We start from the raw sequence: 13098 nt of genomic DNA, 5'->3' as shown, positions 1-13098 counted from the left end.
GCCGGCGTCCGCCAAGGGTGCAGGTGGCCATGGTGCAGGTTGCCATACGGCGCCCGGTGCGTGGCTCGCCGGCAGGGTAATGGGCAGGGCGCCTTCGGATCAAAGCGAAAGAGAGCACGCGCGTTCGATGAGCTTGACGGCCAGTCCTTCCCGTCCTGTGTCCGGCACCGCACAGCGCCTTGCCGGGGCGTGCGGCCATGGCCTTGCTCTCCTGGCCGCCGCCTTGTTCTGCACGCCTCTTGTGCACGCACAGGAAAGCAGCGCCAAGCCGCGCTCCCAGATCATCCGCGACGCCGAGATCGAGGACCTGCTGCGCGACTACACGCGCCCGGTGCTGAAGGCGGCGGGGCTGGCGCAGCAGAATGTGGAAGTCGTGCTGATCGGCGATCGCGCCTTCAATGCCTTCGTGGCCGACGGCAAGCGCATCTTCGTCAATGTCGGTGCCTTGATGGATTCGGAGACGCCGAACCAGATCATCGGCGTCCTCGCCCATGAAACCGGCCATATCGCCGGCGGGCATCTGGCGCGCATGCGCGAGCAGATCGCCGGCGCCCAGACCATGGCGATTGTCGCGATGCTGCTGGCAGGCGCCGGTGTAGCGGCGGGGGCGGCCACCGGCTCAAGCGGCCTCGGCAGCGCCGCCGCCGGCGCCATCACCGCGCCGCAGGAGATGATCCGCCGCTCGCTCCTCTCCTACCAGCGCGGCGAGGAGCAGGCGGCCGACCGTTCGGCGGTGAAATATCTCAACGCCACCCATCAGTCCGCCAAGGGTATGATCGAGACCTTCCAGCGGTTCCAGAACGAGCAATTGTTCATCAGCCAGCGTGTCGACCCCTACCTGCTGAGCCACCCCATGGCGCGCGAGCGCATCGCGGCGCTGGAGGAACTGGCCAAGGCCAGCCCCTATTACAACACCAAGGATCCCCCTGCCCTTCAGGCCCGTCACGACATGATGCGGGCGAAACTCACTGGCTTCATCGAGCGGCCCGACGTGGTCTACCGGCGCTATCCGCTGAATGACACATCGCTGCCCGCACAATATGCCCGCGCCATTTCCGCCTATCGCTTCGGCAATGTGAACGATGCGGTGGCCAAGATCGACGCGCTGGTCGCCAAGCAGCCGTCCAATCCCTATTTCCTGGAATTGAAGGGACAGGCGCTGCTGGAAGCCGGCCGCGCCGGCCAGGCGGTGCCGCCGCTGAAGCAGGCGGTGAGCATGACCAACGGCAATCCGCTGATCCGCGCCATGCTCGGTCAGGCGCTCGTCGAGTCGGGCAATCCGGCCTATACGGACGAGGCGATCCGCGAATTGTCGTTCGCGACCCAACGCGACCCCAATTCCGCCACGGGATGGCGCTCCTTGGCGCAGGCCTACGGGCGCAAGGGCGATCTCGCCAATGCCGACCTGGCTTCGGCGCAGGCCGCCTTCGCATCCGGCGATTTCAGGACCGCGCGGGAACTCGCCGCCCGCGCCCGCACACGCTTTCCCCATGGTACCCCAGGCTGGCTGAAATCCGACGACATCGTCAATTTCAAGCCGCCCGCCACCGCCCAGCGTCAATAGACGCCGATACTGACTGGAGACTTCGATGCTGTCCCGCCTTGGCCCGCGCGCCGCCCTTGCCGCCTTCGCCGCGCTCGCGCCGGCTCTGGGCTTCGTCACGCCCGCTGCCGCCTTCACCGACGCCGAGAAGGCGGAGATGGGCCCCATCATCCGCGACTATCTGCTGAAGAATCCGGAAGTGCTCCAAGAGGCCATCACGGTGCTGGAAAGCCGCCAGCAGCAGGCGGAAAGCGCCGGCCGCAAGGATGCGCTGGCGAAGATGAAGGACCTGGTCTTCAACAGCCCGCGCGGCGTCGTGGTCGGCAATCCCAAGGGCGACGTCACCCTGGTCGAGTTCTTCGATTACAATTGCGGCTATTGCAAACACGCGCTGAGCGACATGAACGCTCTCATGAAGGCGGATCCGAACCTGAGGATCGTGCTGCGCGAATTCCCGGTGCTCGGCCCGGGCTCGGTCGAAGCCGCGCAGGTGGCCGTGGCGGTGCGCATGGTGGCGCCGGAGAAGTATCTGGCCTTCCACGAAGCCCTGCTCGGCGGCAAGGGCCAGGCCGACCGCGCCCGCGCGCTCGCGGCGGCAAAGGAGGTCGGCATCGACCTGGCACTGATCCAGAAGCAGGCCAGCTCGCCAGAGCTGAACGCGACGCTCGATGAAAGCATGAAGATCGCCCAGGCGCTCGGCCTCAACGGAACGCCGAGCTTCATCATCGGCGACGACGTGATCGTGGGCGCGGTCGGCTTCGACAAGCTGAAGAGCGCGGTGGACGCAGTGCGCAAGCCGGTCGCCAATTGAGGCACCAGCTTTTTCGCGCCGGATCGCCCCTGAACCGCGCGCCGCGCCCCCGCGCGGCGCGCTTCGGCGGTGTATTGCGCGCAACGGCGCTTTTCATGTCGCACCGGGACCCCTATAACCCCGTGGCCCGGCTTGGCCGGGTTCACGGCTGAACGGTCACGGATGCCCGATACCATCCACGTCCTCAACGGACCCAATCTCAATCTGCTCGGCACGCGGGAACCCGCGATATATGGCGCCGCGACGCTCGCGGACGTCGAGGCGCTGTGCCGTGCCGCTTGCGAAAGCCATGGCCTGGACCTCGTGTTTCGCCAGACGAACCACGAGGGCACGCTGGTGGAGCATATCCAGGAGGCGCGCGGCGCCTGCGGCATCGTGCTGAACGCGGCGGCCTACACCCACACCTCGGTTGCAGTACGCGACGCCATCGGCGGCTGCGGCGTGCCGACGGTGGAAGTGCACCTCTCCAACGTGTTCGCTCGCGAAGACTTCCGCCACCATTCCTATATTTCCCCGGTTGCGCGCGGGGTGATCTGCGGCTTCGGCCCGCAGAGCTACGTGCTCGGCATCGCGGCCCTCGCCGCGGGCCGGACCAAACCCGCATGACCCGCACGAACATCCGCAAGGAGCCCTTGTGCGGCCGCCCAGGCCACACGATCGCAGGACCATGATGAAACCCAGCAACCCCCCAATCGACACCGCGCTTGTGCGCGAAATCGCCAAGCTTCTGTCGGACTCCGACCTGACCGAGATCGAGGTGGAGCAGGACGCGCTGCGCATTCGCGTGGTGCGCACCCCCGCCGCCGTCACGATCGCCGCGCCCGCCCAGGGCTATGCGCCGGTTCATGCCGCCGCCCCGGCACCCGCGGAAACCGCGCCGCTGGCAGCGCCGACCGATTTCTCCAAGCATCCGGGCGTGCTGTCCTCCCCCATGGTCGGCACCGCCTACCGCGCCTCCGAGCCGGGCGCGCCCGCGTTCGTCGAGCTGGGCACGGTGGTGAAGGAAGGCCAGACGGTCCTGATCATCGAGGCCATGAAGACCATGAATGCCATCCCGGCCCCGCACGCGGGCACTGTGACGCGCATCCTGGTGGAGAATGGCCAGCCGGTGGAATATGGCGAGCCGCTGATCGTCATCGAGTGAGCGCGCGCTGCGGCGCGCATTTCGCCCGGCCGGCGTTCGTCGAGCCTCGGTTCCACCGTGTGCGGCGCGAGGCCGCGCCACGCGGGAGAGCCGAAGGGGACCGCCCGCACCGGGCGGCCCTAGATCAGTTTGAAGACCAGTTTCAGGTGAAAGCAGGCATCCTCAGATGTTCCAGAAAATCCTGATCGCCAATCGTGGCGAGATCGCCTTGCGCATCCTGCGGGCCTGCAAGGAATTGGGGATCGCCACCGTCGCCGTGCATTCCACCGCCGATGCCGACGCCATGCATGTGCGCCTTGCCGACGAGAGCGTGTGCATCGGCCCGCCCGCCGCGCGCGAGAGCTATCTCAACATCCCCTCGCTGCTCGCCGCCTGCGAGATCACGGGCGCGGACGCGGTGCATCCCGGCTACGGCTTCCTGGCGGAGAACGCCCGGTTCGCGGAGATCCTCGCGGACCACAAGATCCATTTCATCGGCCCCAAGGCCGAGCATATCCGCATCATGGGCGACAAGATCGAGGCCAAGCGCACCGCGCAGCGGCTCGGCATTCCCGTGGTGCCCGGTTCGGAAGGCGGCATCCATTCGGACGAGGAGGCGCACCGCGTCGCCAAGGAGATCGGCTTCCCGGTCCTGGTGAAGGCGGCGGCCGGCGGCGGCGGGCGCGGCATGAAAGTGGCGATGACCGAGGAGGATCTTTCCACGGCGCTCTCCACCGCCCGCACCGAGGCCAAGGCCGCGTTTGGCGATGACGCGGTCTATCTGGAAAAATACCTTTCCACCCCGCGCCATATCGAGATCCAGGTTCTCGGCGACGGCAAGGGCCATGCGGTGCATCTCGGCGAGCGCGATTGCTCGCTCCAGCGCCGGCACCAGAAGGTGTGGGAGGAAGCCCCCTCCCCGGCGCTCACCCCCGCGCAGCGTGAGGAAATCGGCGAAACCGTCGCCAAGGCCATGCGCGAGCTGCAATATCTCGGCGTCGGGACGGTCGAGTTCCTGTACGAGAACGGGAAGTTCTATTTCATCGAGATGAACACCCGCATCCAGGTGGAGCATCCCGTGACCGAAATGGTCACCGGCATCGACCTCATCAACGAGCAGATCCGCGTCGCCGCCGGCGAGCCGCTCACCATCCAGCAATCGGATGTGGTGATCGAGGGCCATGCCATCGAATGCCGGGTGAATGCCGAGCATCCGAGCACCTTCCGCCCCTCGCCCGGCCGCATCACCCATTATCACGTGCCGGGCGGCCTCGGCATCCGGGTCGATAGCAACGCCTACCAGGGCTATGTCATTCCGCCCCATTATGATTCGCTGGTGGGCAAGCTGATCGTCCACGGCAAGACGCGGGCGGAGTGCCTCAACCGCCTGCGCCGGGCGCTGGACGAGTTCGTGGTGGACGGCATCGACACCACCTTGCCCCTGTTTCGCGTGCTGGTGCGCACCCACGACATCGCGGAAGGCCAGTACGACATCCATTGGCTGGAGCATTTCCTGGCCGAGGGCGAGGGCGCGGACAAGCCGGCGGCCTGAGCGCCAGGCTCATGGCCGGGCCGACCGCCCGGCCATTCCATCGGACCCGAGCAGGGCGAGCGTCCCCGCGTCCGGCTGCCCGCCGAAATGCCGTTCCAGCGCGGCGCTGAACACGCTGTCGCCCGCCTCGGCCTCGCCTGCCCCCGCCGCCTTGGCGAACAGGGTCATGCAAGAGCGGAATTTCAGATCGTCGGGCGTGCCGAAAATGGCTGAAATGCTGCGCCCCTGATGGGCCGCCACCGCCTGCGTACAGGCGATGAGGCGAGCACCGAGCACGGGGTGCGCGAGATAGGCCTGCGCTTCCGCTAGCGAGGCGATGCCATAAAACTCGGCTGTGGGCGAATGTCCGAGCCCGCGCATCTGCGGGAACACGAACCACATCCAATGGCTGCGCTTGCGGCCCGCCCGAAGCTCGGCCAGCGCCTGCTCGATCACGCCGGCCTGCGCCTCCACGAAGCGGTCGAGCGAAAATCTGTCCTCTGCCATGCGCCCTCCTGATTTGAAGAGGGGGGCGGGCGTCGCGGCCGATGCGCCCGCTCAGTCCTCCTCACCAAGGCTGAACTGCTGCAATTGCTCGTCATAGGCGAAGCTTTCGCCATAGCGGGCCCAGGTGATGACCGCGCGCAGGGATTCGTCCGCGAACTCCTCCGACATATGGTCTTCCAGCTCATCCTCGAAGCGCGACCAGGGCGCCTTGTGGCTCGGCCGCTCTTCCAGCACGTGCCGGATGTGGGCAGCCAACGGCACATGGGCGAGCAGGTGCTTGGAGAACAATTCCTTGCGGTCGTCCACATCGGCTTCGACAAACTGGCGCCCGGCATCGGTGAGCATGATATCGCCGCTCTGCACGTCGGCGAAGCGCAGGATCTGGAGCGTCTCCGCGATCGGGAACAGCGCGTCCGCCGGCATGTTGAGGCTGTCCGCCAGCGCCGGCAGATCCGCCCGCCCGTTATAAGGTGCGTCGGTCAGCTCTTCGAGCAGGCCCGCCAGCACGTTGGTGGACACTGCCGTGAGCGGCGTGGTGATGGTGATATCCTGCCCCTGGCTCTGCTCCGCGCCCGGCTTGTTCAGCTCGGCGCCGGGGCCGTCGCGATTGGTCATGCGCGAATAGATTTCTTCCACCAGCGCGCGGAAGTCCGGCGCGAGGCGATCGCGCGGATGGGCGAGCGGGATCGGCATCTCATGCGCCACCCGGCCCGGATTGGAGGAGAAGATCAGGACGCGGTCGCACATCAGTACCGCTTCCTCGATATTGTGGGTGACGATCAGGATCGACTTGATGGGCAGCGCGCCCTCGGTCCACAGGTCGATGATGTCCGTGCGCAGGGTCTCGGCGGTGAGCACGTCGAGCGCCGAGAAGGGCTCGTCCATGAGCATCAGGCGCGGATGCACGACGAGCGCCCGGGCAAAGCCCACGCGCTGACGCATGCCCCCGGACAATTCCTTGGGATAAGCGCTCTCGAACCCGCCGAGGCCGATCAGGTCGATGGCCTGCTCGGCACGGCGGCGGCGCTCGGCCATCTCGATGCCGATGGCCTCCAGGCCGATCTCCACGTTCTGGAGCACGGTGAGCCAGGGGAACAGGGCGAAGGTCTGGAACACCATGGAGATGCCCCGCGCCGGCCCGTCGAGCTTGCGGCCGCACCAGGTCACCTCGCCCGAGACCGGCGTGGTGAGTCCGGAAATGATGCGCAGCAGGGAAGACTTGCCCGAGCCCGAGCGGCCAAGCAGCCCGACGATCTCGCCTTCCCGGATCGAAAGCGAGACATCGTCCAGAACCAGGAAGCGGTTGTTGTCGCTCTTGCGATACGACTGGACCACATGGGACACCGACAGCATCGGCGTGGTCGCGGCCGGAGACGTGGTTTCGAGCATGGGAGGTTCCTCAGTCGAGCCGCAGGCGGCGGGCCGCAAAGGTGAACAGGGGTCGCCACAAGACCCGGTTGAAGGCGATGACATAGAGCGACATGATCGCGATGCCGAGCGTGATGCGCGGGAAATCCGCCGCCGTCGTGGCATCCGCGATATAGGCCCCGAGGCCCTCGGCGCGCAGGGTGGTGTTACCCCAGCTCGCCACCTCGGCAACGATGCTGGCGTTCCACGATCCCCCGCTCGCGGTCAGCGCGCCGGTGACATAATAGGGAAAGACGCCGGGCAGGATCACCTTGGTCCACCAGTGCCAGCCGCGGATATGGAAGGCGGACGCCGCCTCGCGCATGTCGCCCGGAAACGCGCTCGCGCCGGCGATGACGTTGAACAGAATGTACCATTGGGTGCCGAGGATCATCAGCGGCGAAAGCCAGATGTTCGGATCGAGCCCCAGCGCCACGATGCCCACCACGGCGAACGGAAACACGATATTGGCCGGGAAGGCGGCGAGGAACTGCGCCAGCGGCTGCACCGCCGTCGCCACCTTCGGATTGAGGCCGATCCACACGCCCACCGGCACCCAGACCAGCGAGGCGAGGAAGATCAGCACCGCCACCCGCAGCAAAGTGAGGAAGCCGAGATAGAGCACGTGCACCACCTCGCCGCCTGCGACCTCCGTCGCGACGAAGGCGATGATCACCCACAGGCTGTAGAGCGCGGCGGCGATCACGAGGCCGGCCCAGATGCGGTCCATGGTGCGGCTGCCCCAAGCCTTGTGGACCTCGTGCGGAACGCGCACCGGCGCGCGCAGCGGCATGCGGCCGAGCGCCCGCGCAAGGCTGCCCAGCGGAGACAGCACGATGCGGAAATAATGCGCCCGCTTGACCAGATCGAGCACCCAGGATCGCGGCGGCGGCCCGCCGGCCGATTGCTCGAAGCGGAATTTCTCCGCCCACGCCACCAGCGGGCGGAACAGCACCTGATCATACAGCAGGATGATCACCAGCATGGCCAGCACCGCATAGGCGACGGCGGCGATGTTCCGATCGGCGATGGCGGTCGCCACATAGGCGCCGATGCCCGGCAGCGTGATGGTGGTGTTGCCCACGGAGATCGCCTCCGAGGCCACCACGAAGAACCAGCCGCCGGACATGGACATCATGGTGTTCCACACCAGCCCGGGCATGGAAAACGGCACTTCCAGCCGCCAGAACCGCTGCCAGCCGGTGAGGCCGAAGCCGTCGCACACCTCTTCCAGGTCGCGCGGCAGGGTCTTCATGGACTGGTAGAAGCTGAAGGTCATGTTCCAGGCCTGGCTGGTGAAGATGGCGAACACCGCCGCCAGTTCCACCCCCAGCACCTGGCCCGGAAACAGGCCCATGAAAAACACCACGGTGAAGGACAGGAAGCCCAGCACCGGCACCGACTGGAGGATATCGAGGATGGGGATCAGCACCATTTCGGCGCGCCGGCTCTTCGCGGCGATGGCGCCATAAATGAAGGTGAACACCAGCGAGGCGACGATCGCCGCGAGCATGCGCAGGGTGGTGCGCAGGGCGTATTCCGGCAGCATCGCCGGATCCAGCGAGATCGGCGTCTGCTGCAATTGCGCGATCGGAACCAGCGTTTCCTGCGTGCCGTGAGTGAACAGCGCGAACAGCGCGAAAATCACCGCGAAGGCGAAAATGTCGAAGACGGAGAATCGGCGCTGCCGTTCGGAATTGGGCTCGTTTCGGGTACCGGCGGGCTGAAAGAGCATGGCAGGTGGTCCACCGCGCAGAAGAGGACGCAAGCGGCTCACACCAAAGTGAACCTGCGGCGGCAGTAGCGCGCCCGCATGACAAATGCACTACGCATTTTTGAACGGCGCGTGCCTCCAGCCCGGCCGCGCGCTTTCGACCCCGCACGCCAAGGCGCTGCGCCGCACGCTGCCACACCACGCCGCAGCAGCACGCCGTCGAGGGCGGCAAAGCGCCACATCCTCGCTCAACTTATATGCGCCATCAATGGAGCCATGAGCCGACCTAACGACCCGATCGTCGAAATCACCCCGGACGTGCTGCTGAAGGCCTATGCCTGCGGCATCTTTCCCATGGCCGAAAGCGCGGACGATCCCGGCCTCTACTGGATCGAGCCGGAGCGGCGCGGGGTATTCCCGCTGGACGGCCTCAAGATCTCCTCGCGCCTCGCCCGCACCATCCGGTCGGACAAATTCGAGATCCGGGTCGACCACGATTTCGAAGCCGTCATCGACGGCTGCGCCGCGCCCCAGGAAGGCCGCGCCAAGACCTGGATCAATGCCCGCATCCGCCGGCTCTATGGCGAATTGTTCATGCGCGGCCGCTGCCACACGGTGGAAGCCTGGCGCGACGGCCGGCTGGTGGGAGGGCTCTATGGCGTGCGGCTCGGCGGCGCGTTTTTCGGGGAGAGCATGTTCCACATCGAGCGGGATGCCTCGAAGGTGGCGCTGGTGCATCTGGTGGCGCGCCTGAGGGCCGGCGGCTTCCGCCTGCTGGACACTCAGTTCGTCACCAGCCACCTGGAAAGCCTCGGCGCCATTGAGATCAGCCGCCGCCAATATCACCGGCAGCTGGAACAGGCGCTGGAGGTGGAAGGCGATTTCTATTTCTGGCCGGCAGCCTTGCCGGTGGCGGGCGGGGTGGCCTTGCAGTCGGTCAGCCAGACGTCATAGACCGGATGCTCCACGCCATGCAGGCCGGGACTGGAGGCGAACATCCAGCCGGTGAAGATGCGCTTGGCCTCGCCCTTGAGGGTGATTTCGTTGACCTCGGTGAAGCTGGTGGTGTTCTGCGTCTCCGTGGGCGGGCGCGTGTAGCACACGCGCGGCGTCACCTGGAGCGCCCCGAACTGCACCGTTTCGCCGATGCCCACCTCGAACGAGGTGATGCGGCCGGTGATCTTGTCGAGCCCGGCATAGACCGCGGTGCGATTGGAAATGCGCTCCGGCGGCGGCTGCACCACCACCACATCCCCCGAATCCCCCGGCGCGGAGGGCGTGCCGGCTGCGGGCGGCTGCGCCACGGAGGGCGCGGGCAATTGCCCTTGCCCCGGCGGCCGGGGGGAACCCGGCGGCGGCAATTGCGGCGCGGACGGGCGCTGAGGCGACGCAGGGTATCCGGGCGGTAGCGCGCCGTTTGGCGCGGGGGCGGTTGAACTGCCGAAGCCGCTCGGCGGCGCCAGCGGCGCCGATTCGATGCCGGAGCGGCTCTGCGCCAGCGCCGGACCGGCGGCGCAAAGCCCCATCACGAGGGCGACACCGGCCTTCAGCCGCGATGACGGAGAGAACAGCCGACGCGCATCGAATTGGACTTTGACCATGAAAACGCAGATCCGAACATGCCGAGGGAGCGGAGCCCGTTCCCCGCGTGGCGCCGGCGAACGGCGGACGGCGCGCCGTCCAAGCCATTCCCCGATGCACGCGGCACGGTGAAGCGCACCCAATTCCCTGCTGGTTATCACCTGCAATGCGGCGCCGCGAGGGCGAATCGAGCCTGCCCCAAGGAAAGCGCGGGATCAAAGCTCACGCCCGCAGCCCAGCGCTACCGCCGGACTCATGGGCCGGCGGCACGCATCTGCTTATTCGCCGGGCGTCCAGGCCTTATAGTCGCCGGTGACTTCCGGACGATTGCGGCCACCGGGAAACGCGCCCTTGGGCCGATAGGCGGCGGGCGAGCCGGTCATGTTCCGCAGATGCGGCTTCTGCCAGTCGCGCGGGGTGTAGGAGACTTCCGTGGGCGGGGTGTCGGTGCGATGGTGAATCCAGCCGTACCAACCGGTCGGGATGGTGGTGCTGTCGGCATAGCCGGGATAGACCACCCAGCGGCGTTCGAACCCCAATTGCGGATCTATCGCGCCGCCCTTGGTGCGGAAATAACGGTTTCCCGCCTCATCCTGCCCCACGAACTCGCCGAAGCGACGGGTCCACAGCATGGTGCCGACCGTCTGCTTATTCCACCAGGTGAACACATAGAGCAGGAACTCTTTCACGGCCCACGCCTCGCTGCTTGACGCCTCGCCCTTGATCGCGCGGACCATGCCACCGCGCCCCCGCGGTGTCCACCACGCGGAAGCACGCGCCGCCGGTCAGGGCGAAAAAAGCGTCATGACATAAACGAAGAACAGCACCAGATGCACCAGCCCCGTGAGGGCATTGGTCTTGCCGGTGCCGAACGACACGACGCTGAGGATCAGCGCCAGAAGCAATTGTGTGCGGTCCTCGAAATCGAGCGAGAGCGTCACTTCCCGATGCACCAGGAATCCCACGGCCACCATCACCGGCATGGTCAGGCCGATGGTGGCGAGCGCCGAACCGAGGGCGGCGTTCAGCGCTCTCTGCAACCGGTTGCGCCGGGCGGCGCGCACCGCGGTGATAGTCTCCGGCAGCAGCAGGATCGCCACCACGATTGCGCTTACCACCGCATCCGGATCGGCGAGGCCCTGGCGATCCATGAAGCGCTCGACGCCTTCCGCGACGTGGTTGGACAGCAGCACCACGCCCCCGAGGCTGAGCAGCAGGAACAGCACCGCACGCCAGAATTCGCCGGCGGTCGCCTCCCGCTCCTCGCTTTCGTCCCAGCCAAGGAAATGATCGCGATGCCGCACCGTCTGCATGAACAGGAACGACCCATAGAGCAGCACGACGCCGAACATGATCACCACAATGTCGATCGTGCTCGGCGTGCCGGCCTGGCCGGACTTGGTGACGCTCGGCAGGATCAGCGCCAGAACCGAGATCGCCATGATCACCGAAAGAAAGCCGCTGAGCCCTTGCTGACGCACCTCTTGCTCGCGATGGCGCAACCCGCCCAGCAGCAGGCACAGCCCGACCACGCCGGTGAGGACGAACATGACCGTGGAGAGCACCGCCTCGCGCGGCAGAGTCGGATTGTTCTCTCCGTTCAGCATCATGGACACCAGCACCGACACCTCGATGAGGGTCACGCTGAAGGTGAGCACAAGGGTTCCGAACGGCTGCGGCAACCGGGCCGAGACGGTGTCCGCGTGGCTCACCGCTGAAAAAATGGTCCCCATCATCAGCAGAGAGGCCGCCCATTCCACGGCCCGCCCGGACAGCGGGTAGAGCACGGGCCAGGCAAAGGCCAGGGCGAGCCCGGCAATGGGGAAGAGGAAAGGCAACAACCTGCGAAGCATCGGACCCGCCCGCTAGAGGGCGATGCTCTGCCCCTGCGCCTTGCGCTGGGCAAGCAGGCACAGATAGGTGGCGGCAAGGCTCGCGCCTGCAAGCGCGGTGATCTCCGCATGGTCGTAGGGCGGGGAAACCTCCACCACGTCGAAGCCCTTCAGGTTGAGATCGCCGAGCCCGCCCACGGTCATCAGCGCCTCGCGGCTGGAGAGCCCGCCGCACACCGGCGTGCCGGTGCCTGGCGCGAAGGCCGGGTCCAGCGCGTCGATGTCGAAGCTGAGATAGACCGGCGCATCGCCCACCCGCTCGCGGATATGGCGGATGATGCCGCGCGGACCAAGGTCGGCGGCATCAAAGCCGTGCAGCACGTCGATGCCGTAGGTTTCCGGCGCATGGGTGCGGATGCCGACCTGAACCGAGCGCTCCACCCGGATCAGCCCGTCCTTCACTGCGCGGGTGATCATGGTGCCGTGGTCGACGCGGGTCCCGTCGTCGTCCCAGGTGTCTTGGTGGGCATCGAACTGCACCAGGGCGATCGGCTCGCCGAGATGGGCCACCAGGGCCTTGAGCACGGGATAGGTGAGGAAATGGTCCCCGCCCAGCGTCACCAGATGCGAGCCGCGCGCGAAATGCTGCGCCGCCTGCGCCTCGATCGCCGCCGGGATGGAATAAGGCAGGCCGTAATCGAACACGCAGTCGCCGGCGTCCGCCACGTCGAGCGCCGCGAAGGGATCGAAGCCGAAGGGATAGAAATCGTCGCCGTCCAGGATCGCGGACGCGGCGCGGATGGCGCGCGGTCCGAATCGCGTGCCCGGCCGGTTCGACACCGTGACGTCGAGCGGAATGCCCCACACCACCGCCTCCGCCCCGCCGCCGTCCTTGGCATAGCGCCGACGCAAGAATGAGGTGACGCCCGAATAATTCGGCTCCGTGGACTGTCCATGGCGGAAGCTGCGATCGAGGGCCCGATCCACGGGGCGCGGGTGAAGGGGATCATCGCTCATGGAAGACCTCTCGGGCGCGGGAATGGCTGCCG

Annotated in this window: 13 protein-coding genes; 6 read left to right on the top strand and 7 right to left on the bottom strand. The window is 66.8% G+C overall.

The features are described from left to right. Positions 1 to 127: 127 nt before the first annotated feature. The 5 genes from V5F78_RS06265 to accC all read left to right on the top strand — a co-directional run bounded on the left by V5F78_RS06265 (position 128) and on the right by accC (position 5029). Entirely contained in the window at positions 128 to 1564 is a 1437-nt protein-coding gene (locus V5F78_RS06265; protein ID WP_394069199.1) for a M48 family metalloprotease, read from the top strand. 25 nt (positions 1565 to 1589) lie between these two features. After that, positions 1590 to 2354 (top strand): DsbA family protein, encoded by a 765-nt coding sequence (locus V5F78_RS06260; RefSeq protein WP_394069197.1) that lies wholly within the window; start codon positions 1590 to 1592, stop codon positions 2352 to 2354. 162 nt (positions 2355 to 2516) lie between these two features. Then, positions 2517 to 2960, top strand: a complete 444-nt coding sequence (gene aroQ, locus V5F78_RS06255) for a type II 3-dehydroquinate dehydratase (RefSeq protein ID WP_394014991.1) — start codon at positions 2517 to 2519, stop codon at positions 2958 to 2960. Between the two features lie 64 nt (positions 2961 to 3024). Continuing rightward, positions 3025 to 3498, top strand: a complete 474-nt coding sequence (gene accB, locus V5F78_RS06250; protein ID WP_394069566.1) for an acetyl-CoA carboxylase biotin carboxyl carrier protein — start codon at positions 3025 to 3027, stop codon at positions 3496 to 3498. A gap of 166 nt (positions 3499 to 3664) precedes the next feature. Then, on the top strand, positions 3665 to 5029 hold the full coding sequence (gene accC / locus V5F78_RS06245) for an acetyl-CoA carboxylase biotin carboxylase subunit (RefSeq protein WP_394069195.1): 1365 nt from the start codon (positions 3665 to 3667) through the stop codon (positions 5027 to 5029). 9 nt (positions 5030 to 5038) lie between these two features. Here the strand turns inward: accC and V5F78_RS06240 are convergent, their stop codons facing one another. The 3 genes from V5F78_RS06240 to V5F78_RS06230 are packed head-to-tail and all read right to left on the bottom strand — an operon-like array spanning position 5039 to position 8657. Beyond that, positions 5039 to 5515, bottom strand: coding sequence for a DUF1810 domain-containing protein (locus V5F78_RS06240; protein ID WP_394069193.1), 477 nt, complete (start codon positions 5513 to 5515; stop codon positions 5039 to 5041). Between the two features lie 51 nt (positions 5516 to 5566). Continuing rightward, positions 5567 to 6868, bottom strand: a complete 1302-nt coding sequence (locus V5F78_RS06235) for an ABC transporter ATP-binding protein (RefSeq protein WP_394069564.1) — start codon at positions 6866 to 6868, stop codon at positions 5567 to 5569. 46 nt (positions 6869 to 6914) lie between these two features. Beyond that, entirely contained in the window at positions 6915 to 8657 is a 1743-nt protein-coding gene (locus V5F78_RS06230) for an ABC transporter permease (RefSeq protein WP_394069192.1), read from the bottom strand. A 255-nt stretch (positions 8658 to 8912) separates the two neighbouring features. On the opposite strand from V5F78_RS06230, the gene aat reads away from it, so the two are divergent. Next, positions 8913 to 9590 carry a leucyl/phenylalanyl-tRNA--protein transferase gene (aat, locus tag V5F78_RS06225; protein ID WP_394069190.1) on the top strand — a complete coding sequence of 226 codons (678 nt, stop codon included), beginning with the start codon at positions 8913 to 8915 and terminating at the stop codon, positions 9588 to 9590. Here aat and V5F78_RS06220 read toward each other — a convergent pair. The 4 genes from V5F78_RS06220 to speB all read right to left on the bottom strand — a co-directional run bounded on the left by V5F78_RS06220 (position 9521) and on the right by speB (position 13066). Then, positions 9521 to 10237, bottom strand: a complete 717-nt coding sequence (locus tag V5F78_RS06220; RefSeq protein ID WP_394069188.1) for a DUF2155 domain-containing protein — start codon at positions 10235 to 10237, stop codon at positions 9521 to 9523. The genes aat and V5F78_RS06220 overlap by 70 nt on opposite strands. Before the next feature lie 258 nt (positions 10238 to 10495). Then, the gene (locus V5F78_RS06215; protein ID WP_394069563.1) at positions 10496 to 10906 is read right to left on the bottom strand and encodes an NADH:ubiquinone oxidoreductase subunit NDUFA12; all 411 of its coding nucleotides are present in this window, start codon (positions 10904 to 10906) and stop codon (positions 10496 to 10498) included. Between the two features lie 96 nt (positions 10907 to 11002). Beyond that, positions 11003 to 12070, bottom strand: coding sequence for a calcium:cation antiporter (locus V5F78_RS06210; RefSeq protein ID WP_394069187.1), 1068 nt, complete (start codon positions 12068 to 12070; stop codon positions 11003 to 11005). A 12-nt stretch (positions 12071 to 12082) separates the two neighbouring features. Beyond that, the gene (gene speB / locus V5F78_RS06205; protein WP_394069185.1) at positions 12083 to 13066 is read right to left on the bottom strand and encodes an agmatinase; all 984 of its coding nucleotides are present in this window, start codon (positions 13064 to 13066) and stop codon (positions 12083 to 12085) included. Between the last annotated feature and the right edge of the window lie 32 nt (positions 13067 to 13098).

It is taken from the genome of Roseixanthobacter glucoisosaccharinicivorans (genome assembly GCF_043195095.2).
Taxonomy (GTDB): domain Bacteria; phylum Pseudomonadota; class Alphaproteobacteria; order Rhizobiales; family Xanthobacteraceae; genus NCEH01.
This window is presented reverse-complemented; position numbering and strand designations above follow the sequence as displayed.